Below are 26,042 nucleotides of genomic sequence, written 5' to 3'. Positions count from 1 at the left end.
TAGCAATTATGAAACAAAAAATGCGCTACATTGGAGGACATAACTAGATGAACAAAAAAGAAATTTCCGAAATCAAAAAGCAGTTTACCCCAGCCAATTGCAACATTACCCGTATTTGCGGCTGCTACGTAGACGGCGATAAGAATAAAAAAACAGAGTTAAAAGAAGCCTTTCTTTCTCTCTCGGAGGAAGAGATGTTCAAGTATTTTGATATTTTCAAGAAAACACTTTCCGGTACATTAGGAAAGAACCTGATGAATATGGAATTCCCGTTAGACGAGGAAAGAGAGGGTGGCAAGCACGAATTTCTGATGAAGCTTCGTGCCAGCAAATTGAAAGATGATGCCCTGATTGAGAGCTTTTATGACAAAATTATCGAAAATTACGATTATCCGGAAAATTACTACATAATCCTGGTACATGCTGTGTACGATATTCCGGGAAGAACCTCAGATGGAATTGATATGGATGACGCTTCGGCAGAAATCTACGAGCACATTCTTTGCAGCATCTGTCCGGTGAAGCTGTCCAAGGCGGGACTTTGTTACAATGCGGAAGCGAACCTGATCCAGGACCGCATCCGTGACTGGATCGTGGAAATGCCAGAGAACGGCTTCCTTTTCCCGTTGTTCAATGACCGAAGCACAGATATCCACGGTTTGCTCTACTATTCCAAGAATGCAGAGCAGCTTCACGATATTTTTGTGGACGAGGTGTTCGGCTGTACCGCTCCACTTTCCGCTGGCGGACAGCGTGATTCTTTCAATATGTTGGTAGAGGAAACCCTGGGGGATGACTGCCAGTATGACACAGTCATTGGAATCCATGAGAAACTGAACGAGATGATCGAAGCCCAGAAGGATTCTCCAGACCCGGTAGTTCTTACCAAGTCCGAGGTGAAGCGCCTTTTTGAGGATTGCGGCGTAGAGGATGAAAAGCTGGAAACCTTCGATAACCAGTATGAGGTGGTTGCTGGCGAAAAAGCCACTATGGTAGCCTCCAACATCACCAACACCCGCAAATTCGAGATCAAAACTCCGGACGTGGTGATCCACGTAGAGCCAGAAAAAGTAGAACTGGTGGAAACCCGGATCATTGATGGCCGCAAATGCCTGGTGATCCCCATGGAAGATGTGGAGATCAACGGAATCCGCGTGCGCATGGGCGGCGAGAACAGCGAGGAATCCATATGACTCTGGCACAACTTCGTTACGCGATTATGGTGGCAAATTCCAATTCCATGAATGAAGCTGCCCGGAATCTTTTTATATCACAGCCAAGTTTATCTTCCGCAATCAGGGAACTGGAAGAGGAAATCGGGGTAGAGCTTTTCCGCAGGACAAACCGTGGAATTTCCGTAACCCCCGAGGGCGAGGAGTTCCTGGGCTACGCCCGTCAGGTGGTGGAGCAGTATGAACTGATCGAATCCAAATACGTCTCCAAGGAGCGCACGAAAAAGAAATTCAGCGTCTCCATGCAGCACTACACCTTTGCGGTAAACGCCTTCGTGGAAATGGTCAAACAGTTCGGAATGGACGAATATGAATTTGCCGTCCATGAGACACGCACCTACGACATTATCACCGATGTAAAAGATTTCAAAAGCGAGATCGGCATCCTTTACCTGAATGACTTTAACCATAAAGTACTGGAGAAGCTTTTCCATGAGTTTAACCTGGAATTTCACCCAATCCTGGAGTGCAGCATCTACGTCTACATGTGGAAAGGACACCCCCTTGCCGACCGTGAACTGATCACCCTGGAAGACCTCCGGGAATACCCCTGTCTCTCCTTCGAGCAAGGCACCTATAACTCCTTCTACTTTGCAGAAGAGGTTCTGAGCACCTACGAGTACAAACGTCTCATCAAAGCCAACGACCGCGCCACCCTCCTGAACCTGATGGTGGGTCTCAACGGCTACACCCTCTGCTCAGGCATCATCTGCGAAGAGCTGAACGGTTCCGACTACTGCGCCGTCAAACTCGACTCCGACGAGGTGATGACCATTGGTTACCTCGCCCGTAAAGGCACTACGATCAGTAAATTAGGGCAGAAGTACCTGGAGGAAATAGCTAAATACAAGGACAAGGCATTACGCTAGTAACCAATACACAGCCAGTGGGGAGCGATAAATTTAAGCGAGCCATTTAAGGAACGTTGCGACGGCGAGTGTGATTTATCCCTCCCCCGCGGGCGTCCTTTATCCTGCTATAGTCTCACCCTATAACTAGCCCAAACTTTTAAGAATTAACACTTTTTCTCCAAAAGTGTTATAGTAACCATATCGACGATGAAACACCACTTAAAGGAAAGAGGAAAGACATGTCTTCAATAGTAATCCAAGATGTGAGCAAAACCTTCGAAACCAAAGACGGTTCCGTACAAGCCCTGAACCACGTAAGCCTCTCCATTGAATCCGGAGATATTTACGGAATCATCGGAATGTCCGGTGCAGGAAAAAGTACCTTGGTACGCTGTATGAACTTTCTGGAAGTACCATCCGAAGGAAACGTATTAATAGACGGAAAACCCCTTAGCGAATTTTCCCCAAAAGAACTCCGCAAGGAGCGGGAAAAAATAGGAATGATCTTCCAGCACTTCAACCTGCTCATGCAGAAAAACGTACTGGAAAACGTCTGCTTCCCACTGTATATTCAGGGAAAAAAGAAATCCGAAGCAAGAGCAAAAGCCCTGGAACTTCTGGAAATCGTAGGACTGGCAGATAGAGCGAAGGCTTATCCAGCACAGCTCTCCGGTGGACAGAAACAAAGAGTGGCAATCGCCAGAGCCCTGGCCTCCGACCCGCAGATCTTACTCTGTGATGAAGCCACAAGCGCCCTGGATCCCCAGACCACATCCTCCATACTAGAACTTTTGCAGAACATCAATCAGAAATTTGGAATCACCATCGTGATCATCACCCACCAGATGTCAGTTGTCCGTGAGATCTGTACTCACGTAGCAATCATGAAAGACGGTGAAGTAAAAGAACAAGGTCTGGTAGAAGATATCTTCAACCATCCGAAATCACAGGTAGCCAAAGAACTGATCAGCAGAGACTCTGGAAGCGACATGGAAAGCAAGAAACTTACCCAGCCTGAAATCCAGAACGGCGAAATTGTTCGAATTGTATTTTCTGAGAACTCCGCATTCGAGCCAGTGATTGCAAACCTTATATTAACCTTCCACGAACCGGTAAACATTCTGAAAGCCGACACAAAAAACGTAGGCGGTGTAGCCAAAGGAGAAATGATCCTCCAGTTTATGAGCGGCAGCACCAATGTACCGGAAATGAAGAAATTCCTTATGGAACGTGGACTTGAGATAGGGGAGGCGAACTGATTATGTGGACGAAACAAGTAACCGATATGATAATCGCAGGTGTAGGGGAAACATTATACATGACCCTGTTTTCCACCTTCTTCGGATATGTATTCGGAATGCCCCTTGGTATTCTCCTGAAAGTATCTGACAAAGAAGGCCTGCGGCCCAATGCAGTACTATATAAGATCCTGGATGTGATCGCTAATATTTTCCGAAGCATCCCGTTCCTGATCCTGTTGATCCTGCTCATTCCATTCACCAGATTTCTGGTAGGAAAAAGCTATGGAACCACAGCCACCATCGTACCCCTTACCATTGCGGCAATCCCTTTTATCGGACGAATGGTAGAGTCTTCCCTGAATGAGGTAGATCCGGGCGTTATCGAGGCTGCAAGATCCATGGGAGCAAGCAATCTTCAGATTGTATTTAAGGTAATGCTGGTAGAAGCAAGAACATCCCTGATCTCAGGAGCCACCATTGTAACTGGAACCATTCTTGGTTATTCCGCAATGGCAGGAACCGTAGGAGGCGGCGGACTTGGAGATATTGCAGTCCGTTACGGATACAACCGCTGGCAGACAGACATTATGCTGGTAACGGTCATTCTTCTAGTAGTACTGGTACAGATTTTCCAGACGATTGGTATGCTGATCGCCAACAAGCTGGACAAACGAAAATAGGTCACAGACCGCATGAAAAACCTTATCTGTGAACAATAACGAAAATTGATAATTGGCAGGAGCTTCCAATCAGCTTCTGTTCATTATAAAAATGAACATAATGTAGAAACAAAATATATTTAAAAAAACGAGGAGGAACTTTATTATGAAAAAATTAATCGCAGCAGCACTTACAGGAGCATTAGTACTTGGAACCGTTGGAACATCCGTTGTTTTCGCAGCAGATGATGACAAAACCATCACAGTAGCAGCATCCGAGACACCACATTCTGAAATCCTTGAGGCAGCAAAACCAATTCTTGAGGAAGAGGGCTACGACCTTGAGGTAACAGTCTTTGATGATTATGTACAGCCAAACGAAGTAGTCGAGAGCGGTGATTTCGACGCAAACTACTTCCAGCACATTCCATATCTGAACAGCTTCAACGAGGAGAAAGGAACCCACCTTGTAAACGCAGGCGGAATCCACTACGAGCCATTTGGAATTTATCCTGGAACAAAATCCAGCCTTGATGACATCGCAGACGGCGACACGATCGCAGTACCGAATGATACTACAAACGAGGCAAGAGCACTTCTTCTTCTCCAGGACAACGGAATTATCAAACTGAAAGACGGTGTTGGTCTTGAGGCAACTGTAAACGACATTGAGGAGAATCCATACAACGTAGAAATTGTTGAGCTTGCTGCTGAGCAGGTAGCGCGTGTTGCAGAAGAGACTTCTTACATTGTCCTTAACGGAAACTATGCACTTCAGGCGGGTTACTCTGTATCTAAAGATGCACTTGCATATGAAACCTCTGATTCTGAGGCTGCAAAAACATATGTAAACGTAATCGCAGTAAAAGAAGGAAACGAGAACAGCGACAAGATCAAAGCTCTTGTGGACGTATTAAAATCTGACGAGATTAAAGATTTCATCAACGAGAAATATGACGGAGCCGTTATCCCATTCGAGGACAGCGACGACGCACAGGCTGAGGACGCAGACGCAGCAGACGCTGACGAGAGCGCAGATGCAGAAGCTGACACAGCAGACGAGGCAGCTGAGGAGACTGACGCTGAATAATCAAAAAACCATAAGAAATTTAAAAATGTGAAATAGGAGAAGCACTATAAAGTGGATCCATGCAGCGGATTCCTTTATAGTGCTTTTTATATAATTTGTAATAGAAAAGTAACCCTGGTGAAACGAAATTAAATTATAATATATTTAGTTATGCGCAAAAGAAGGAGAACGTGTGAATGAATAAATTTGGCAAGAAAATAAATTGGGTACTGGGGGTGCTTTTTGCAGGGTACTGGGCATATACGCTACTGTCTGTAATCTGTTTAAATAGAAATGTGGCTTACAAAAAGCGCACATACGAATACAGCAATTTCGTACCAACTTTGCTGGCTGTTATAATTTTGGCAGTTATATTCTGGGCAGCTGGCAAAAAAGTAATCAGTAGAATTGAGAAGATAGAAAAGAAAAAATTCTATTTGCTTTTGATTGTAATGGATATATTGGTGTTTGGCGTGCAGATGTATCTCATGACTTACCTTTCAAAGCCAATCCGTTATGATTTTCAAAGAGTTCGGGAAACTGCGATTAAATTGGCTGAGGAACATACGTTTATAAATCAGGCATACTTTAACTATTACCGGATGAACCGTAACATTTTGTTCGTTTTTGCAATGTTAGTAAAGATTTTTAAAGACTGGCAGCCAGTTATCGTAATAGGACTGTTACTGGTAAACCTTTCTGTGTTTTTTTCGGCACAAATATGTTATAAATTGACCGGAAAGAAGAGCATTGCATTTGCCGTTTATTTGATTGGCGTGTTTATGTTTGATTTTGCATATCGTTCATTTGTTCCTTATACAGATAATTATGGTGTATTCTTTTTGACTGCTTTTCTATTTGTTTTTATAAATTGGAGAGACAAAATTGGATGGAATATTATTTCAGTCATTCTTTTAGCAATTGGCTGTTATATTAAAATTACAGTAGCTATTCTGGTAATTGCAGGCGGAATTGTTATACTATGTCTGCAAATTAAAGATAAGAAAAAGTTTATAAAACAAGCTGCTATTTTGTGCCTGGTATTTGTTTGCACATTTGGCGGTATTATGAAAATGCAAAATAGCTATTTTGAAAAAATGGATTTGTAGATGATCCATCAATTCAAAGAGGACTATGGCATTATTTTATGATGGGGCAGAAAGATGCTTACCTTGGGGCTGTAAATGTAAAAGATATCCGATATACAGATAGTTTTGCTACCGTAAAAGAACGAAATGCCGCAAATCGGGAAAAAGGAATAAAAAGAATTAAGAATCGTGGGCTGGTAGGAAATCTTTTCTTTTATACGTACAAGAACTTCCAAAATTATAATGATGGATGTTTTTCACCAGTTCAAAGCGTGACAAAAGGTGAGGAAAAGTACGGGAACTCGTTGGTCGAAAAAATTTTTATAAAAAAGAAAGCGTATAATCGCTATTATGCTTTAATGGAACAGACACTATGGCTTTTGGTATTAAGTTGTATTATGTTTGCTGGAATAAAGACGAAAAATAACAGTAAAACAATGCTGTATTTAAAATTAGTAATTTTAGGTGTATCTGCATATACAATGATTTTTGAAAGCCGACCGAAATATCTGTTTATGTTTATTCCGGTTTATCTGATTTTGGCCGGATTAGGGCTAAATGAATTGAATAATAAGAGGAAATGGATTAGAAAAATCAGTTGAAAAAAATCGCATAATTTGCTATTATAGAAACGAATTTTTTCAGGTATCGAGGTGAGGCCAAGTGAAAAAAACTGAATGTGCAAGTCGTTTCGTCTGCCTGTTTTTCAGCGTGGCGATTGCTGTTTTATGCGTATTTTTTGCAGGCATGGAAGCAAAGAATATGATGCATGTTTACGATCTGAAACCGGCCTCCGCTTCTTTGATCTCACCAGAGCTTTCCAGAAGCACCCAGACAAGTGCAGAAGAACTGACAGGACTTCGGCAGGTGTCTGTAAGGCTGGAGGCGGACCAGCGCCTTCGCCACAGGTCAGGCGTGGAGATTCTGGTGCTCATCATGCTGGCAGTTCTGCTGGCCAATACCGTATTTTATAAAGCTCAAAAGCGCCTGCTGACCAGAAATGACACGGATGGCAGGCGGTTTATTATCTGTTACATCCATCATCAGGACGGACAGAAACACTAAAGATCATATATCGTTGTTTAAATATTGCGAAATGCTGTAATTGTTTGCAGTACTGGCAATTATTTTCCATGTAAACAAACGGATATGATTGGAGGTATGACACTATATGTTACTTAATATTTTTATAGGAGTAATGATTGTTGCAGCCATTGCGGTCGGTCTTTGGATGGCATGGTTTGACAGTCATGGAGGAAAGAAATGATAGCACAGATTTTTGCAGTAGTAATTTTCCTGGCGATGTTCATTCTGATCATCACAGAAGTCTGGGAAAGACATATTGTTACGCTGGGATGTGCGCTTCTTACACTGATTCTGGTATTTGGAATCTGTATGCACAGTCCCTCAGCCATTATTGAAACACTGAACATACATAGTATTTTTTCACCGGGATTCTGGCACACCGCTGGTGAAGCAAGCGAAGCTTCCGCCGGAATCAACTGGGAAACGATTGTGTTCATCGCTGGTATGATGATCATGGTAGAAGGTATGGCAAACTCCGGATTTTTCCGCTGGTTATGCATGAAGATCGCGAAACTGGTAAAATACCAGATCATCCCAATTTTCATCACATTTATGCTCCTGTCCTTTGTACTGGCTATGTTTATTGACAGTATTACCGTAATCCTGTTCCTGGCAGCCGTTACCGTAGAGCTGTCACAGCTGTTGAAATTTAACCCGGTACCTATGATCCTTGCAGAGATTTTCTGCGCCAACCTTGGCGGATCAGCTACCATGTGCGGAGACCCGCCGAACATCATCATCGGAACATCCCTTGGATTTTCCTTCGCTGATTTTGTGACAAACACAGGTCTCATCGCAGTGATCGCCCTGGTACTGGTTGTGATCTATTTCTACTTTATTTTCCGCAAAGAGCTCACTGAGAATGCGGGAAAAATTGATCCGTCCACTTTACCGGATCCGGAAGAAGCAATTGTAAGCAAGAAGGGCTTCACCATCAGCTGCGTGATCTTCCTTTGCGCGGTTGTTCTTCTGGTAACACATTCCCAGACCGGACTTACTGTATCCTGTATCGGTGTGTTTATCGCAGCAGTGACACTGATCACTTCTGGAAAAGATGCTTTGGATCTTCTGAAAAAGGTTGACTACAAGACACTGCTGTTCTTCGTAGGACTTTTCGTAGTCGTAGGCGGTCTGGAGAAGACTGGAATCCTTACCATCCTGGCTGGATTTATTGGCAAAGTCAGCGGCGGCAACCTGAAGGTAATGATCGCCATCATTATCTGGGTATCTGCTATCGCAAGTGCATTTATTGACAATATCCCATTTGCAGCTACCATGATCCCGGTTATCGACAGTCTGGCAGCCGCACAGGGAATTGATATTTCCATTCTGGCATGGGCTCTTGCAATGGGTACTGATATTGGCGGAAGCGCAACTCCAATCGGAGCTTCTGCAAACGTAGTTGGTATCGCAACTGCAGCTAAGAGCGGTCACATGATCAAATGGGGAAAATACTGCAAGGCTATGGCACCTGCCACGATCCTGGTTGTCCTTGTTTCCATGCTGATGATCTATGCAAGATATTTATAATGCCATTTAGAAGGGAGCGGATACCATGAAACCACAAAAACAGGTGATCATTTCCATCGGACGAGAGTTCGGAAGCGCAGGACATGAGATCGCAGAGCGAATCGCCAAGCGCTATGGATTTTCCTTGTACGATCACAATCTTTTAAGAGAGGTGGCTGACAGACACAATGTAAAGACAGAAGAGCTTGAAATCTTCGATGAGATGAAGCATAACAAGCTGCTTTATCGTACCGTTAAGGGAATGAGTAGTTCCCCGTCAGATAATGTTGCCCTGATGCAGTTTAATTTCCTTCGTGAAAAAGCTGAGAAAGGCGAGTCTTTCGTCGTTGTAGGACGCTGCTCTGAGACAATCCTGAAGGACTATGACGGACTGGTTTCCATCTTCATTCTTGGAGATATGGAGCACAAGGTTGCCCGTGTAGCCCGTCTCTACGGCAAGACCGATAAGGAAGCCGAGCGCTTTATCAAAGAGAAAGACAGAAAGAGAAAGAAATATCACGACAGCCATTGTAATTCCAAATGGTCAGATTCCCACACCTATGACCTGAGCCTGAACAGCAGTACTCTGGGCGTGGAGGGAAGCGTTGAATTTTTGTCATCTTATATTGACAAAAGGATAGCAAGAATGAAATAATGTACTATGAAAGTCCCGGACGGCAGCTGCGAAGCAGCTGACTTTCATATATAAAAATGTCTGCGGAGCAGACATGTCCGATTAATGACAAAGGTTCTGCCAGGACGCATGCGAGTGTCATGGCGGAACCTTTGTGGCTTTTATCCAGGAGGAAAATTTATGTTCACTGATGACGAAAAAGACTACATCATGCGTATGATCAAAGAGATCGCCCGTGTCCTTGCCAGTGTCATGCTTGGGAAAAAATATGTCCAGGTGGAATTGCCGGTAGAATCTAAATACCAGATTTCCGGCGACAAGCTTCACCATATGAAAACCATGGTGGACAGAGGCGAGATCAACGAGGCAGAGAATGAACTCCTTGACCGGATCGATTACGCTGACAAGGAAGACCTGGCAGAAGCCATGTTTTTCTACGAATATGCGGCGTCCAAAGGGGATGAATTTCTGGAAGCGCACAACTATTCCCTGGAGGAAATAAGGGATGGGATTCAGCAGCTGGCAGAAGATGCAGGATATGGAAATATTATAAATATGCTTGATATCAGGTAAAATCTCTTGTAATATATGAAATACTGCGATTTTACAGTGAAATCGCAAGTTTGTTTTAAATAATGAGGAGAACAACATGTTTCTTGAAAAAAACAGAGACAGAATAGAAAAAGACTTTGAAGATTTTTCAAGGGAACTGCCCCAGAAGGCGGAAGAAATAAAGAAGAGAATGGAAGCACTAAATCCGGATATTGTGATCGGGATGAAATATCTGTACAGCAATATGCCCTACAGCGATGTGGGAAACTATACCTTTGACACTTATCTGGATTATGTGCAGCAGGGAATCTACCTCTGGGAAAATTCCCCTTATGTAAAGAATTATCCGGAGCTTTATTTCCTGAATTACGTGCTTTTTCACAGGACAAATGATGAAGAGATCAAGCCATGCCGTACCTATTTCTGGGAAAAAATAAAGGATAAGATCCAGGGTAAGAACATGGTGGAAGCTGCACTGGAGATCAATCACTGGTGTGCGGGAGAAGTGATGTACCAGGGAACGGATATGCGTACCGGTTCCGCACTGGAAATTTACAGAAGCGGTGTTGGCCACTGCGGTGAGGAAGCCGTCTTTGTAGTAAATGTAATGCGAAGCGCCGGAATCCCAGCAAGACCGGTGTATGTGCCAAGATGGTCCCACTGTGATGACAACCACGCCTGGGTAGAGGTCTGGTGCGATGGCGACTGGCATTATCTGGGAGCCTGTGAGCCAGAAGCCGTTCTGGACAAGGGCTGGTTTACCAATGCAGCCTCCAGGGCAATGATGATCGGTTCCAGATGGTACGACTGTGCTATGCCAGACGAAGAAGTGATCGGAAAAGACGGAATGAACCGGATCATCAATCTTCTTGGCAAATATGCAAAAACCAGATGGATCACGATTACTGTGGAAGATCTGGATGGAACCCCGGCAGCTGGGGCAAAAGTACGGGCTGAGGTAATGAACTATGGGGAATTTTCCCCGATCGCAATAATGGAAACAGACGAAAATGGCTGTATTTCCTTTGAAACCGGTTTTGGAAGCCTGCTGATCTGTGCCGTTTATGATGGTGCTTACGGGGAAAAGGTGATCGACACAAGAGAGGACGACCATTTTATCTGTACTCTTGGTGAGGAATATGAGGATGAGCTTTGGGTGGATTTTGAAATGAATGCACCGGAGGATACTGGCAGAACAAGCTGGAATATCACAAAAGAACAGGAAGAAGAGAATAACCGCCGGATCGCCGCTGAGGCAGAACACTGCCGCCGTAAGATCGAGAAATTCCAGCCGCTGTGGAAGCGCTGCCTTTTCGGACATACCATGGAGAAAGTGGAGCCTATGATGGCTGTTTTGTCCGAGAAAGACAGAAGAGATGCTTTTCCGGAAGTGTTGGAGGGCCATTATCAGGAGGCCTCTGTTTATCGCGAATTTAATCCAGATGAGATTTACATTCCATATGTATGGAATCCCCGTGTGGAAAATGAGGTCCTTACCAAGTGGAGAAAGAAGATCCTGGGCTATTTTGATAAGGAGCAGAGGGATGCTTTCGAAGCAGATCCAAAGAGCATCTGGACCTGGATCGAAGAGAACATTTCGGTCCGCAATGACAAAGAGCGCCTGACTGCCTACACCACTCCTGGGGCAGCACTGGAGCTTGGAATTGCAGGAGAGAAATCCCACAAGGTGCTTTTCGTGGCAATCGCCAGAACCCTGGGAATCCCATCCCGCCTGAATCCTGCGGACGGAGCCATTGAATACTGGGATGGAATGAAGTTTGTAGCAGTATTGGAAGAGAGCCGGAAGGAATCCCATCTTACCGTTTTCGCCGGGGAAAAAGAGGACTGGAATTATTTCCAGAACTGGACCATTGCGGTTACAGACGGAAGAGGATACCTTACCCTGGATTTCAGTGACCGCAAGTGGGAAGATGGGAAAATGGAACTGGATATCATGCCGGGAGATTACCGGATCCTGACTGGAAACCGTCTGCCAAACGGAAACATTCTGGGAAAAAGATACGATTTTCATATTGAAAAAGATGAGACGAAGAAAGTAGAGCTGGAGCTCCGGGAGTACAGTCTGGAGGAAATGTTCAACCGCCATTCCATTCCGGATTCCAGGCTGACCGATCAGGCTGGAAATCAGGTGCTGGTATCCAAATTGACGGGAAGAAGGAGCGGAGACGCTGCCAAATGTGAGAATGGTATGGATGAACGCAGCATCCTCTTCTGGCTGGAAGAGGGCCGCGAGCCTACCGAGCACATTCTCAATGAAATGATGGATTTAAAAGAAAAATATGAAAAAATCCAAAAACAGGTTATATTTATCCTTCGTGGCGAAGAGTCTTTAAAGAATGCTACACTGGCGAAATGTCTGGAACTGTTCCCTGAAATTCAGGTGTACTTCCACGATTTCGGCAAGGACAAAGAAATGACTGCACGCCGCATGTACGTAGATTCCGAGAAGCTGCCGCTTATGGTCATTACCGAAGGCCCTTGCCAGGGCATTTTTGCAGCAGCTGGATACTCTGTGGGAATGGCGGATATGCTGATGAGGATTTTTGAGGCATGAACCGGGACCAGATTAAATATGCAGCCATGTTTACCATGCTATTAAACCATATTGCAAACATTTTCCTGGAACCAGGCACGCTTCTTTTCGAGGTGATGGTGGATGTGGGTTACTTTACCGCTATCACCATGTGCTACTTCCTGGTAGAAGGCTACGGCTATACCCACTCCAAAGAGAAATACGGCAAACGGCTTCTGCTGTTTGCCCTGATCTCCGAAATCCCCTTCTGCCTTGCATTTACAGAAGAAGGAACCATCAGTTTCGTAAACATGAACATGCTGTTCACCCTTTTTCTGTGCTTTCTGATTCTCTATGCAATGGAAAAGATCACTTCAGGCACCCGGCAGACACTCTGCATCTGGGGCTTGATATTTGCCTCCGCCTACAGCGACTGGGCCCTCCTTGCCCCCATCTTCACTTACTGGTTCGCAAGCTGCGGCTTCCGGGACACACAGGGGAAAATGCTGCCAGCCGGCAGCGAGAATACAGATCAGAAAAGCCATCTGGCCGGCAGTCAGAATCCTGACCGGAAAAAACTTTTATGGAAAGTTTTCGGAAAGGCAATGCTGTTCTTTGGTCTGTTAAACCTTGTAGAAAACATAGAGCAGACCACTCCTGCCAGGGCTGTCATCCAGTCCCTCGGCGCCACCGCCGGAATCCTGCTCTCCGCCCTTTGCATCATCTATCTCTACAACGGAAAGCGCTCCGAAAACCACCGAACCTTCTCCAAGTGGTTCTTCTACATTTTCTATCCGGCGCATTTGCTAATATTAGGTATATTGAGAATTGCCATGTAGCGCGTTCAAAAACCTTGTACAATAAAACCGACTATGCTAAAATAAAGAAAGATTTCAGGGGCAAAGCAGTTTGCCCCTTGTTTTACATTTAAAGAAAGGACACTCCCTATGTTTCACATAATCCCGGACAACTTTTTTGTCCCCCTGTCCTCCCCCAACCGGATCGTATACTGGGAATGCATCAGCCGTCTTTTTTCCATCATGGAACACCAGCTCTCCTTCGGTGTAGAAAGAGAAGTGCTGGTAGACGAACTGGAATTCTATTTTGAACAGGAAAATGCAGCCCAGCTGGTGGAAGAAGAATTTCAGGCAAACGACAGCCGAAGCCGGGCAAACGGCATCCTGCGACGCCTGGAATACTACGGCTGGATCGAAGTAGAAACCGACAAAAGCTACGTACAGCGTGTAAACTTCAAAGAATACGCGGTCAAAATAATCAAAACCCTCCTGGACATCGCAGACGGCAAACAGATCGAATACCAGGGCTACATTTACACCATTTACAGCCTGGTAAAAGGCACCATGGACAAGCCAGGTATCGTGCTCATGCAGATCTGGGAAAACACCGACTACCTGATCACAGGCCTGAAAAACCTGAACTCCAACATCAAACACTACATCGATGATCTCACCCGGCACAGCACAGTTGCCCAGATCATGGACGCCCTGTTTAACGACTACATCACCAACATTGTGGACAAAGCCTACCACCGCCTGCTGACCTCCGACAATGTTTCCAAGTTCCGTCCGGAAATTACGGAACGCCTGGAAGAAAGAAGCCACAACGAAGAGTTTCTGGAAAAAGCATCTGCGGAAATCGCCGCCATCCGTGAGGTATCCCTGGAAGACGCACGGGAGCTGACTTATCGCTACCTTCACGAAATTATTGAGGCCTTCCGTAATATGGACGATATCCTCCAGGAAATCAACCAGAAAAACACCCAGTACCAGCGCGCTGCCATAGGCCGCGCCAAGTTTCTCCTGGCAGGAAATGAGGATGTGCGTGGACAGCTAAAAGAAATCCTCATGGGGATCAATGAAGAGATCAACCGGGAAAACATGGACCTGGGCGGCATTTACCGCATCGATTTTCTGGATGATCTGGTGCGGATTTACCAGTGCTCCATTCTGGAACAAAGCTCCCTGTACCTGGCAGTAGAGGGAAAGAAAGAATTTACCCCTGCCAGCCTGGATGAAGAATCACCGGACGAAGAGCTTCGCCGGGAAAAAATGCGGAAAATGGCAGAAAAGATCCAACGGGTGATCAGCGTGGAAAAAATCCAGACCTACGTGGATCGCCACCTGGAAGGAAAAGAAGAACTGGAAGCCAGCCAGCTTCCCCTTAATAATGAAGACGATTTTATCAAACTGATCTATGTGCGCCTTTACGGCCAGCGCAAGAACATGGGATATACAATAGAGACACTGGAAGAACGGGAAGTAAATGGCTACCGTTTCAAAGATTTTCGGATACGGAGGAAAGAAAATGGAATATCTGGAAGGAATGCTGCAAAAAGAAAAGGATAATTTCGGCAGAGTGTGCAACCGCCTTCTGGGAACCTGTTTTTTGTGCAAAGGAAACCAGAATACCAAGGCAGACTATTATTTTGTGCTGAAATACCGGAAAGAATTTAAAGAATATTTGGGCGTTCTTGGCTACCGCCTTGAAATAAATGAGGAATATGGAGTGATCCAGCTGACAAGTCCAAGAGGAATCAACCGGATGAACCTGAAGCTTTACGACTCTATTATCCTGCTGATCCTGAGGATCCTTTACGACGAAAAGAAGCGTGAACTCTCCGCAATAGAAGAGGTTATTGTGAACCTGGGCGACATTCAGGACAAGTTTATCAGCCTGAAGATCCGCGACAAGATCATAGACAAAACCACCATGCGAAACGCCCTGAGCCTGTTCCGCAGATACCAGATCGTGGAGCTTCTGGACCGGGATATGGGGGATGAAGAATCCCGTGTTCTGATCTACGATTCCATCCTGATGGCGGTACGTGCAGAAGAAATTAAGGCAGCTTATGAGAAGCTGGAGACATACAGAAAGGGAAAGAACGAAAGCGATGAAGAAACTGACGAGGATGAAGCTGATTAACTGGCACAGGTTTAATAACTGTACCATAGAGTTTGGAGATTCCACTCTTTTATCCGGTGAAAACGGCGCTGGAAAATCCACTCTTCTGGACGCGATCCAGTTTGTGATCATTTGTTCCACCGGCTATTTTAACAAGGCAGCTCACGAGAACGGCAAGCGAAAGCTGACTGGTTATATACGCTGCAAAACCGGAAAAGAAAACCAGCCTTACGAGCGTACCGGCGAGATCAGCGCTCATGTTGCCCTGGAATTTTATGAGGAAAGCAAGGATAAATATTTTATTATTGGTGCGGTTGTGGACTCTGCTTCTGAGGGACAGGAGACCACAGTCCGCTATCTGATGGAGAATACCAGGATCTCAGATGACCTTTTCCTGTATGGAAACCAGGTGAAATCCATTGCGGAATTCCGTGGCTCCAACATTGATATCCGCCAGTGGTGCAAGACCAATGTGGAAGCCCGTAAAATGGTCACAGCAAGGCTTGGAAGAATCGAAGATAAGTTCTTCCGTCTGATTCCAAAGGCCCTTGCATTTAAGCCCATTGACGACATTAAGGACTTTGTTTACTCCTATGTTCTGGACGAAAAAGAGGTCAATATTGACGTACTCCGGGAGAACGTACGCACCTATCAGGATATGGAACGTACCCTTGAGAATGTGAAAAAGAGAATGAAAAAGCTGGAGCATATCCAGGCTCTTTACCAGCGTGTACAGGAGCATATGGAGAAAGACCGGATGTACGGATATTTCCTGAAGCGCAGCGAACTAGACCTGGTAGAAAGCCAGATCAAAAGCAATGAGGCTGCGAAAAAGAGCGAGGAAATCCGTCTTTCCCAGGCGAAAACCCAGTTGGAAATGCTTGAAAAAGAGCGCGGGGAAAAGCAGGAAATCGCAACAAATATCCGGGTGGAATTGCGTCATAATCAGGAATTTGTAGCGCTGGAGGAAGAGAAAAAAGAGCTGGAAAGACTTCAGGACAAACGCCAGAGTGCTATGGCTGAGGAGGCCGAACTGAAGAAAAGTGTGGCCAAGGCGGCAAGGGATTGTGAGAGTTTATGGAAGGCTATGGGAACAGGGAGCACTTCTGGATATTCGGCCGCAGCTCCTATGGGAACAAATCAGCCTACAAATACAGAAAATGGAACCAGCGAGGATTTTGTTTCCTGTATCCGCGAATACCGAAAACAGCTTCAAACCCTGGATGGTGATGTGAATATAGCTGAAATAAAGAGCCTTACCGATGAGGTGATCCACTTCAAACAAAAACGCTATGGAGAGCTTCAGGAGGAGCAGGCGCAGCTGAAGATCCAGCTGAACCAGAACCATACCGAACGGGAAAAATTAAGCAAAAAGATCAATAAACTGAAGCGTAAAAAGCTGACTTATCCATCTGGGGTAGAGCTTCTTTTGGACTCTGTACAGGAAGAGTTTGCCGCTCTTGGAAGAGAAATCCAGCCTGGAGTACTCTGCGAAATGCTGGAGATCCAGGATGAAGAATGGCGAAATGCAGTGGAAGGCTATCTGAATACACAGCGTTTCTACGTGCTTGTGGAACCAGAGAATTTCGACATTGCACTTGGTATTTACGACCGCTTAAGAAGAGAGAAAAAGGTCTATGGAGTGGGTCTGATCAACACAAAAGATCTGGAAAAATACAATACCGCGCCTGCTGGGACTTTGGCAGAGGCAGTCACCTCCCAGAACAAATATGCCCGCCAGTACAGCAATATGATCCTTGGAAAAGTGCAGATGTGTGAGCGCTACGAGGATTTGAAAAAGTATTCTATTTCCATTACAACGGGTTGTATGCGTTACCAGAACCGTGTGGCAAGTGCCATCAAACCGGAGGTGTTCCGGGTTCCGTTTATTGGCAAAAATGCTTTTACCGTACAGCTGGTACAGGCTGAGGAGGAACTCCAGAAGCTAAGTGAAACAATGGAAAACCAGGAGAAGCAGCTGGCTGGAATGAAAGAGATCCTGGGGCTTCTTTCTACCGAATGTGATGTGGATATTAAGTATCGCCTGGATGTGATCAGTACCCTTCGTATGGTAAATAGATCCATTGAAAAATGCCAGGAAAATATTCGAAAACTAAAAGAAAACTCCACCTTGATCCAGAAGCAGGTTCAGCTGGAAGAACTGGAAAAGGTGCTTAGAGGCCTGGATTCCACCATCAATTCTGACAGAGAAAAAATCGGAGGAATGCGCACCCGGATCCAGGATCTGCTTGCCAGAAAACAGACACTTCTGGAAAAACAGGTTTCAGGAAAAAGCGAGGTAACTGCTCTTGGTGCAGCGGCAAAAGACCATTTAAATACCTGGAACCAGGAATATGAGAAAGCAATGGGCGGAAAAACCATTGAGCAGTTCCAGAGTGAATATTTTTATAAGCAGCCCTCTAATAAGAGAAAATACAACAGTGACAGATGCCAGAATGCCAAGGATAATATGGTAAATGCCATGGTGGAATATAAGACGGAGCATGATTTTGGTGCAGCTGCCAGTCTGGATGGGTTCCCGGAATTTGAGGCTGTGTATGAACGGCTGAAAAACTCTGAACTTCTCGATTACGAAGAGAAAGTGCAGTCCGCCCGTGAAGCAGCTGAAACAGAGTTTCATGAGCAGTTCCTGGCAAAACTACAAGAGAATATGAAGCTTGCCCAGGGTGAATTTAAGGAACTGAACAAGGCGTTAAAGGGCATTGATTTCAGCAGTGAACGTTATGAATTCCAGTTTATGCCAAGCAAAAAATACCGCAATTATTATGAGATGATCATGGATGATTTCAATGTAACACAGGGCGAATCCCTGTTTTCCGGAATTTTCCATGAGGCCCATAAGGACGTGATCGAGGAGCTGTTTGAGCAGCTTTCGGTAAGCAGAGACAACAGTGCGCAGGCTCTTGACGAGTTTACGGATTACCGTACCTACATGGATTATGACATTAAGATTATACACAATGACGGTACCTATTCTTACTACTCCAAGGTATGCGAGGAGAAGAGCGGCGGCGAGACACAGACTCCGTTTTATGTGACAGTGGCAGCCTCTTTTGTGCAGCTTTACAGCAACAATATCGGGGGCGAGGCAGCAGGCCTGGTGTTGTTTGATGAGGCCTTTAACAACATGGATGATGAAAGGATCGGCGGCGTTCTGGAGTTCCTGAGACGTCTTCCCCTTCAGCTGATCATTGCTGCTCCGCCGGATAAGATCCAGTATATTGGACCTTCCATGGATGAGATCATGCTGGTAATGACCGACCAGAAGCGGAGCTATGTGGAGGAATATCACAATGCAGTATGACCAGCTGCTGTTAAAAAATCTGCTGGATTCTTATGAAAAAAGCTTACTTTCTTCCGGGAAAAATAAAGTCCGGATCCACGTTTCCATGACTTTTTCCAGGAGAAATCTGCCGGAATATTTTGATGAAAGCTCTATGGTTTATGAGCAGATCCATGTGGCGGCAGAGGATATGGAACGGCGTGGTTTTCTGAAAATCCAGTGGAAAAACCGAAAGCCAGGGACGATCATTGAGAATGTGATCCTGAAGGAAGAGGCCGTGGAAGAGGTGTATCAGTATCTCCACCGGACGCCGAAGGCGGTTAATGAAGAGCTGACCAGAGCGGTTTTGCGGGAATACGACCAGAAATTGAACAAAACTGAAGAACAGACCGTAATCAGAGCGTTTTTGAGATATATTCTTGAACGTTTTCAGGATGGAAAATCGGTGAAAGAGTATATCGATATTTCAGAACCGGCTCAGACAAGGGAACTTCTTGATACCCTGTGTGCAATCGAGCAGAATGAAAAGCCTGTATATATCCGTGAATTTTCCATCGATCACCTAGGGGATTCCAAGAAATTTGAGAACATGCTTGGTCTGATCGGGAAAATTTTGCGCAGATTTGGTTCTGGGTACGAGGAAATGGATGTGTATGAAATTCTGTCAGAATATCAGATTTATCATACGCCCAATTATGTGTATTTGAAAGGCTGCGGCTGCCTGGTACAGAACATGCAGAAGACAGATTCGGATAGGATATTTCTGGAAAATGAACTGGACGCAGAATCCCATAATCCATGCGGTGACGGCTCTCAAAACAGACTGCAAAATACTTCCGGATTCCAGATTGATCTTGCAGCTTTGCAGCAGGGAATTGGAATTTCAGGAGAGGACATTAATACGCTGGCGCTGACCGGTATTTCCAATGTGAAAAGGATAATCACCATAGAAAACCTAACCACATTTTACCGTTGGAGTGAACCAGAGAGCATTCTGATCTATCTTGGCGGCTACCACAACCAGGTGCGGCGCAGGCTTTTACAGATGATTTATAAGCAGCTTCCACAGGCAGAATATTTTCATTTCGGAGACATTGATGTGGGCGGATTTGAAATCTACCTGGATCTTTGCAGGAAAACAAATATCCCATTTCAGTTGTACCACATGGGAATCCCGGAGCTTAAAAAGTACGAAAAGTACAGCAAAAAACTGACGGAAAATGACAATAAGCGCCTGGATAAAATGCTGGAAAAATTGCAGGAAAATCCTGAAATTAACAGTTGCGCACAGATAGCTGAGGTATTAAAATATATGAAAATAACACAGCTGAAGCTGGAACAGGAATGCCAGCATGTCTGAGAAGAATGCTTCTGGTGAGTAGAGTTCACAACAGCCTTCTGTGAGCACAGCTGCAAAAAAGGAGGTACCGCATATGACAACATTGGAAATTCTGGACCGTCTGCAAGGTGATGCACTGAAAGATGGTGAACTTCGAAGAAAGCTTTTGGCAACCCGTTTGGAAAAGGATCCTCTCACTGTTTTTTGCAGATTATGCAGGGAACTTGGCTATGAATTGTATGAAATGGACCTGGTATCCGCCGGAGAAGATTTCTATGCCACCATGCGCCGCAGCACCAATGGCGGCGGAGAAAACTCCCCGAAGCTGGAGGGGGAAGATGACTTCTATGAGCTTCTTATGGCAAGCCTGGAGGCAGCAGAAAAAGCTGAATAGAATTGGAAACAGTTGATATTAACTATGAGTGTTTGGCGTTAAGCCGAAAGTATTGCGCGAAACATTATGTAAACTAAAACGGCAACAGTTGAAAAAATAGAGGGAAATGTCTGTTATGGGCTGGAAAATAGGGAGTATATATGGCAGAGTTAACTAGGCTGCAGAAGCAGTTATTCGAATTACAGGATATAAAATACCGCGATTTCCACAGCAAATTAATGCCTGAAACAGATAAGGAAACAGTCATTGGAATCCGGGTTCCGATCCTTCGAAAGTTCGCAAAAGAGTTTGCGAAAACTTCCGAAGCGGAGTCCTTTTTGCGACAGCTTCCTCATCAGTTTTATGAGGAAAATAACCTCCACATGATGTTGATCACCGGGATAAAAGACTATCCGAAATGTATGGAAGAAGTACAAAGGTTCCTTCCCTATATCGACAACTGGGCGACCTGTGATTTCCCAGAACCAAAGTGCTTCCGCAAGAACAAAGAGGCAGTATTAGCGGAGGTTCGAAAGTGGCTCGTCTCAAGTGAAACCTACACCATCCGCTACGGAATCGGCATGCTTATGCGTCTGTTTCTGGACGAGGATTTTTCCCCGGAATATCTTAAAATGGTGGCTGGCGTGCAGTCTCAGGAATATTATGTAAACATGATGATTGCCTGGTATTTTGCCACCGCACTGGCCAAGCAGTGGGACGCTGCAGTTCCCTATATTGAGCAGCACAGACTGTCAGACTGGGTACACAGAAAGACAATCCAGAAAGCCGTAGAAAGCTACCGGATCACGCCTGAACAGAAGGAATATCTGAAGAGTTTTAGACAGAAATAGGATTTGGCAGGGGTAGAACTTGAAAATCATACCTTACTGTAATCTGGTGCTTATTGCAGTATATTTTGTAAAAACATTTTTAAATATGGTAAGAAAATGCCAGAATGAAAAGCTTTATCGTGAGGATAGAGCGCTTTTCATTCTGGCATTTTGTAATTTATTTGTCCCAGCTAAGCAATTGCATATAGAACCCTGGATCTGTTGGAAACTGGTAGAGTTAATGGTTATTTCTTGTGGAATACAATCGCTCTGTCATACACAATTTCGTAATAGGAAGCTCCAACATTGGTCTCGTCCATATATGCGCGGAACGCCAGCAGAAGCGTATCTCCATTGTCTACACCATAGAATTTTCCCTTCTCATTTCCAGTAGAATATTCAATCAAAGCAGTGTAATCATCCATCTGTGTACGTGCCATTTTATACACATAATAATCATCTGCATCTCCACAATTATCCTCAAGATAAGAGTCTGCACTGCCTGGGAAAAGGGAGTCATACACACTGCACACGCCGTTGAGCATAGGGCGGGCATAGAGGACTGCATTGGAGTATAATGCTTTTTCTGTCTGCGTGTGATTTACACCATAAACAACAATAAAATCATCATCAGAATTTAAGGTAAAATCCTTTGTCATCACATAAGCTGTATCACGGTTGTCACCCAGGGCATTGCGGTCATTCAGGTAAGCGGTAAGCCCTTCCGGAACCGCAATATCAGTGCTTAATTCTTCATAGTCGTACTCATCTTCATACTGGGAAATGATCGTTTTCCGGATGCTATCCAGATGCTGGCTGCCATTTTTTAATTTGGAAATTTCATGTTCGCCAGTGCCGCGGGCAGTGAGAACTGCATTCTCATAAGGTGCTGCTTCGATCTCTTCTTTGGGAGTAACACGATAAACAACGGAATTTGCAGTCAGATTTTCTGTGTAGTCAGTATAAGCGTCCTGGTCTGACGGCTGAGAAATTCGGCCAAGGAAACTGAAGGTATCAGCACCTTTTTGAAGTCCCATATTATAGGTATCAGCAGGAATTGGCATAACATTTATCATGCTTTCATCATAGCCTGCAGCAGTCAGCTGAGCAGTTACTTTGTCAGTTACAGACTGGTTGGAACTGATCACGATCACCGCTTCTGAGCCATATGCACTGTCACCATTATGCTTGATATTTACCATATTTACAGAGTCTCCAATGGATCCGAAAATGGGATGATACAGACCTGTTTCCTCATTTCCTGCGCTGAAAAAAGCTTTCTCATTGGTATAATCTTTTCCCGTTTTTTGCTCTGTAAACATAATATAATTGATGAAAGAATAGTATTTGCATTCAGGCGGAAGCTGTGTGATCAGCACGATCGCCTCGTCCTGTTTCAGTTTGTACTGCCATCCGCCAGGGGCAAAATAGGGATTGGCGGGAGCATTTTCTATATCCGGATCGTCGTATAATGTGGAAGGATCGTCTGGCCAGTTGTAGTCAGGATTTCCCTTGGCATTGTCCTGCTCCGGTGCTGCAGGAAGGTTGAAAACCATATAAGAAGAGCCTGCATTATTTCCAAAACAGCTGAGAAGACGGCCGGCGGAAGCTTCTTTTATAGTATCCAATTCATAGAAAGAACCCTGCTGTACGTAGAAGCCATCCTCTTCTAAAAGTTGCTGGAGCTGGGCTGCATTTTCGTCCTGACTGTCAGAAGCAGCTTGCTCGTTACTAACGTTATCAGTAGAAGCGGAGTTTGAAATTTCTCCTGTCTGTTCGTCTGCTTTTACTGAAAAAGAACTGGAAAACATCCAGCCTGCCAACATTGTTGCTGCAAAAATTCCTGCTGCAAACGTATAAAAAAACTGCTTTTTCTTCATGTACAAATCCTCCTTCGTAAGTAGTGTGTCATATAATTATTTTACCATAAAGTGAGTGATTTTTATGCTTTCAGGGAATGAAATGCAAGCATAAGGAATGAAATGCAGGCATAAAGAATGAAGTGTGCAGAAATAGAAAAAGCATTACTGCTAACCTTGCGCGTGAAAATATTTTGCGAAAGATTATCTTTGTGCAGTAATGCTTTTTAGAGTATCTATTATCTTTTTAAGATTTTGGTAAAATATTTAAAGAAAAATCAGGGGTTAGCGGAAGCTCTTCAGCCAGTTCACCAGAGAATCATGCCAAATGTTGTCGTAAACAGTTTTCTTCATCTGGTCGGTTACTGGACCGTTGTTTGCCATTTTTGCAAGGATTCCAGCCTGGAGTTCTTCAACGGTCATGTCATCTGGGGACTTGGACCAGTCTACAGTGACTTCAGCTTTTTCAGAAGCAGAAGTGTCTGCGGCAGCAACGGTATTAGCTGCTGTATCATCAACTGCTTTTTCGGAAGAACTTACTGTGGTGTCAGAGCTATTTACGGTAGTTGTTGCAACTGTTTCAATTATACTGTCAGCTTTTGCAGTATTTTCCTGTGTCTGGGAAGAGGGTGCAACGTTCTGTTCTGCGACAGTGGCAGCAGCTTCTTCTTTTGCCTGATCTGCTTTATCTGCCTCAGATGCTTTATCGGCAGTTTCAGGCATTTTTGCATTCATTTCTACCGGTTTGTACTCTGGCATATCTCCCGCCGGAACCCAGATATTGCCGCTGTTTCCAGCAACTGTCACATGAATGCGTCCATTTTCTACAGAAACTTTTTCCCCAGTCAGGGTACCTACATATTCAGCTGCATTTCCGGCAGTCAGATCCATAGAAGCGGCATTGTCATCATTATTTACGGTGACGATCACGCGAACTCCATCCAGATCACGGGCAAAAGCGTACTGGCGGTTGGTGAGCATAAGCTCTGCATAGCTTCCATAATTAAGTGCCGGTGTATTCTGGCGTACTTTTCCAAGAGCGGCAACAAGAGCTGTGCAAGGATTTTTCTCCACTGCGTCAGCATAATCAGCAAGATTCAGGGCTGGTCTTAAGCTGTCATCTGAGGTTCTCTCCTTGCGTCCCTCAATCCCAAACTCAGAACCATAATAAATGCTGGGAACACCCGGAAGAGTGTAAAGAAGCACATGAACCGGGGCAAAATGCGCCTTATTGGAAATCTTGGTATAAATACGCTCCACGTCATGGTTGTCCACAAAATTATAAAGGTCAAGATCACCCATGTTCTGCAGGTATTTTACTGTATGTGCGATTTCGAAATAGTTGTGGTCATTGTGTCCGCTGTAAAGCGCTTTGTGAAGGGCATAGTTTGTAACACTGTGAAGCGTGCTTCCATTTACCCAGCGGCTGTAATCGCCGTGGATTACCTCGCCCATCAGCCAGAAATCCGGCTTCACTTCCTCAGCTGTGCGGCGGAGCTGTTTCATAAAATCGAAGTCCAGAACGTCGGCTGCATCCAGACGGATACCATCTACGTCAAATTCAGAAACCCAGAAACGGATTACGTCGCAGATATAGTTCTGCACGTCCGGATTGCGCTGGTTTAATTTAACCAGAAGATTATATCCGCCCCAGTTTTCATAGGAAAAACCATCGTTGTATTCTGTGTTTCCTGAGAAGTTTACGTTACAATACCAGTTTACATAAGGTGAATTCTGGCGCTTTTCCTGAATATCTTTGAATGCGAAAAAGTCACGTCCAGTGTGGTTGAATACACCATCAAGAATGACTTTGATTCCTTTCTCGTGGCAGACTGCAACAAAGTTCTTCAGATCCTCGTTGTCCCCCAGACGGGAGTCAAGCTTCCTATAATCAGTAGTTTCATAACCATGTCCCACACTTTCAAATAAAGGACCAATATATAAAGCTGTGCATCCGATCTCCTTAATATGGTCGATCCATGGAAGAAGCGTATTCAACCTGTGAACCGGCTCCTCATATTCATTCTGCTTCGGCGCACCAGTCAAACCCAATGGATAAATGTGATAAAAAACTGCCTCGTTATACCAACTCATGTCTAACACCTCTGTTGTTTGAAATTAATTTGTACGTTTAACGTCTTCTATAATAGCAGATTTTGGGAGCTTATTCCATATAAAAACGTTCATATTATAAAAACGCCTTCGCATACATTGTAAAAACAGCGTCTTCGGAGGCGTTTCTTTGAAAGAGTATATTGAAGAGCGGGCGGTTGAGATTGGAAATTATATTATTGAAACAAAAGCAACGGTGAGGCAGACTGCGAAGAAGTTTGGAATATCCAAGTCCACAGTGCACAAGGACGTTACAACGCGGCTGGCAAGTTTGAATCCGGTATTGGCAAGTCAGGCCAGGGCAGTGTTGGAGGTAAACAAATCGGAACGGCATATCCGGGGTGGTCTGGCTACCAGGGAGAAGTATTTGCACCAACATATGCTGGAAAACGACCTGCACAAAAAAATATAAAAGTTTTTGTAAAAAGTGCTTGACTTCTACTTGCGGCAGTGGTAATATAAACAAGCTGTCGCAAGGAATTGCTTCTGAAATACTGAAAAATAAATTGGTTTTCAGAAAATTCAAATTAACTGTTGATAATCGACTGAACTTGTGGTAAAGTAATCAAGTCGCTTGAACAGAACGACAGAAACAAACAACTTTAGATACGGTCTGAAAGATCTCAAAAACTTTTGAAAAAAGTTCTTGACAAGATCTGGAAGATATGATAAAGTAAACAAGCTGTCGCAAAGAGCTGACAGCGAAACAACCTTGATAACTAAACAGTGAAACACATACGATTCTCGAAAATTTCTTTTACAATTATCATTCAAAGAGAATGAACTTTAAAAACAGTAATGACGAGAGATAACTAAGCTAGTTGGTTGTCTTGAGTACATCAAACACTT

The 26,042-nt window shown here is 44.5% G+C and carries 22 protein-coding genes; 20 read left to right on the top strand and 2 right to left on the bottom strand.

All coding sequences use genetic code 11. The features are described 5' to 3' along the window. Window positions 1–47: 47 nt before the first annotated feature. From ACTQ50_RS03970 to ACTQ50_RS03880, 19 genes are all read left to right on the top strand, one after another. A complete protein-coding gene (locus ACTQ50_RS03970; protein ID WP_441483062.1) occupies window positions 48–1,193 on the top strand; it encodes a DUF4317 domain-containing protein in 1,146 nt (381 codons plus the stop codon). Next, window positions 1,190–2,101 carry a LysR family transcriptional regulator gene (locus ACTQ50_RS03965; RefSeq protein ID WP_226820376.1) on the top strand — a complete coding sequence of 304 codons (912 nt, stop codon included), beginning with the start codon at window positions 1,190–1,192 and terminating at the stop codon, window positions 2,099–2,101. Before ACTQ50_RS03970 ends, ACTQ50_RS03965 begins: the two co-directional genes overlap by 4 nt. A gap of 221 nt (window positions 2,102–2,322) precedes the next feature. Then, on the top strand, window positions 2,323–3,342 hold the full coding sequence (locus tag ACTQ50_RS03960) for a methionine ABC transporter ATP-binding protein (RefSeq protein ID WP_441483061.1): 1,020 nt from the start codon (window positions 2,323–2,325) through the stop codon (window positions 3,340–3,342). 2 nt (window positions 3,343–3,344) lie between these two features. Further along, entirely contained in the window at window positions 3,345–4,004 is a 660-nt protein-coding gene (locus ACTQ50_RS03955) for a methionine ABC transporter permease (protein ID WP_294674601.1), read from the top strand. A 145-nt stretch (window positions 4,005–4,149) separates the two neighbouring features. Then, window positions 4,150–5,073, top strand: coding sequence for a MetQ/NlpA family ABC transporter substrate-binding protein (locus ACTQ50_RS03950; RefSeq protein ID WP_226820379.1), 924 nt, complete (start codon window positions 4,150–4,152; stop codon window positions 5,071–5,073). Window positions 5,074–5,249: 176 nt separating this feature from the next. Further along, window positions 5,250–6,161, top strand: a complete 912-nt coding sequence (locus ACTQ50_RS03945) for a hypothetical protein (RefSeq protein ID WP_441483060.1) — start codon at window positions 5,250–5,252, stop codon at window positions 6,159–6,161. A 38-nt stretch (window positions 6,162–6,199) separates the two neighbouring features. Next, complete coding sequence (locus tag ACTQ50_RS03940; RefSeq protein WP_441483059.1) at window positions 6,200–6,742, top strand: hypothetical protein; 543 nt, start codon at window positions 6,200–6,202, stop codon at window positions 6,740–6,742. 61 nt (window positions 6,743–6,803) lie between these two features. Beyond that, the gene (locus ACTQ50_RS03935) at window positions 6,804–7,205 is read left to right on the top strand and encodes a hypothetical protein (protein ID WP_441483058.1); all 402 of its coding nucleotides are present in this window, start codon (window positions 6,804–6,806) and stop codon (window positions 7,203–7,205) included. Between the two features lie 198 nt (window positions 7,206–7,403). Then, a complete protein-coding gene (locus tag ACTQ50_RS03930) occupies window positions 7,404–8,756 on the top strand; it encodes an SLC13 family permease (protein ID WP_441483057.1) in 1,353 nt (450 codons plus the stop codon). A gap of 25 nt (window positions 8,757–8,781) precedes the next feature. After that, window positions 8,782–9,390, top strand: coding sequence for an AAA family ATPase (locus tag ACTQ50_RS03925; protein ID WP_441483056.1), 609 nt, complete (start codon window positions 8,782–8,784; stop codon window positions 9,388–9,390). Window positions 9,391–9,549: 159 nt separating this feature from the next. Beyond that, a complete protein-coding gene (locus ACTQ50_RS03920) occupies window positions 9,550–9,942 on the top strand; it encodes a DUF6483 family protein (protein ID WP_441483055.1) in 393 nt (130 codons plus the stop codon). A 76-nt stretch (window positions 9,943–10,018) separates the two neighbouring features. After that, on the top strand, window positions 10,019–12,496 hold the full coding sequence (locus ACTQ50_RS03915; RefSeq protein WP_441483054.1) for a transglutaminase domain-containing protein: 2,478 nt from the start codon (window positions 10,019–10,021) through the stop codon (window positions 12,494–12,496). Then, the gene (locus tag ACTQ50_RS03910; RefSeq protein ID WP_441483053.1) at window positions 12,493–13,293 is read left to right on the top strand and encodes a TraX family protein; all 801 of its coding nucleotides are present in this window, start codon (window positions 12,493–12,495) and stop codon (window positions 13,291–13,293) included. The genes ACTQ50_RS03915 and ACTQ50_RS03910 overlap by 4 nt, the downstream gene beginning before the upstream one ends. A gap of 108 nt (window positions 13,294–13,401) precedes the next feature. After that, window positions 13,402–14,820 carry a Wadjet anti-phage system protein JetA family protein gene (locus tag ACTQ50_RS03905; RefSeq protein ID WP_441483052.1) on the top strand — a complete coding sequence of 473 codons (1,419 nt, stop codon included), beginning with the start codon at window positions 13,402–13,404 and terminating at the stop codon, window positions 14,818–14,820. Further along, window positions 14,780–15,397, top strand: a complete 618-nt coding sequence (locus ACTQ50_RS03900) for a DUF4194 domain-containing protein (RefSeq protein WP_441483051.1) — start codon at window positions 14,780–14,782, stop codon at window positions 15,395–15,397. Before ACTQ50_RS03905 ends, ACTQ50_RS03900 begins: the two co-directional genes overlap by 41 nt. Further along, entirely contained in the window at window positions 15,366–18,701 is a 3,336-nt protein-coding gene (locus ACTQ50_RS03895; protein WP_441483050.1) for an ATP-binding protein, read from the top strand. The genes ACTQ50_RS03900 and ACTQ50_RS03895 overlap by 32 nt, the downstream gene beginning before the upstream one ends. Further along, entirely contained in the window at window positions 18,691–20,040 is a 1,350-nt protein-coding gene (locus tag ACTQ50_RS03890) for a Wadjet anti-phage system protein JetD domain-containing protein (RefSeq protein WP_441483049.1), read from the top strand. The genes ACTQ50_RS03895 and ACTQ50_RS03890 overlap by 11 nt, the downstream gene beginning before the upstream one ends. Window positions 20,041–20,113: 73 nt before the next feature. Further along, on the top strand, window positions 20,114–20,413 hold the full coding sequence (locus tag ACTQ50_RS03885; RefSeq protein ID WP_118583740.1) for a hypothetical protein: 300 nt from the start codon (window positions 20,114–20,116) through the stop codon (window positions 20,411–20,413). Window positions 20,414–20,553: 140 nt separating this feature from the next. Then, window positions 20,554–21,243: a DNA alkylation repair protein gene (locus tag ACTQ50_RS03880; RefSeq protein ID WP_441483048.1), complete on the top strand. Its 690-nt coding sequence runs from the start codon at window positions 20,554–20,556 to the stop codon at window positions 21,241–21,243. Window positions 21,244–21,467: 224 nt separating this feature from the next. Here ACTQ50_RS03880 and ACTQ50_RS03875 read toward each other — a convergent pair whose 3' ends face one another. Both ACTQ50_RS03875 and ACTQ50_RS03870 read right to left on the bottom strand, forming a co-directional pair. Beyond that, entirely contained in the window at window positions 21,468–23,102 is a 1,635-nt protein-coding gene (locus ACTQ50_RS03875) for a hypothetical protein (protein ID WP_441483047.1), read from the bottom strand. Between the two features lie 264 nt (window positions 23,103–23,366). Further along, window positions 23,367–25,175, bottom strand: a complete 1,809-nt coding sequence (locus tag ACTQ50_RS03870) for an alpha-amylase family glycosyl hydrolase (RefSeq protein ID WP_441483046.1) — start codon at window positions 25,173–25,175, stop codon at window positions 23,367–23,369. Window positions 25,176–25,323: 148 nt separating this feature from the next. Between ACTQ50_RS03870 and spoIIID the strand changes: the two genes are divergently transcribed. Beyond that, a complete protein-coding gene (gene spoIIID, locus ACTQ50_RS03865) occupies window positions 25,324–25,605 on the top strand; it encodes a sporulation transcriptional regulator SpoIIID (protein ID WP_441483045.1) in 282 nt (93 codons plus the stop codon). Window positions 25,606–26,042: the final 437 nt, after the last annotated feature.

This window comes from Blautia sp. Sow4_E7 (assembly GCF_052116245.1).
Classification (GTDB): Bacteria; Bacillota; Clostridia; order Lachnospirales; family Lachnospiraceae; genus Blautia_A.
This window is presented reverse-complemented; position numbering and strand designations above follow the sequence as displayed.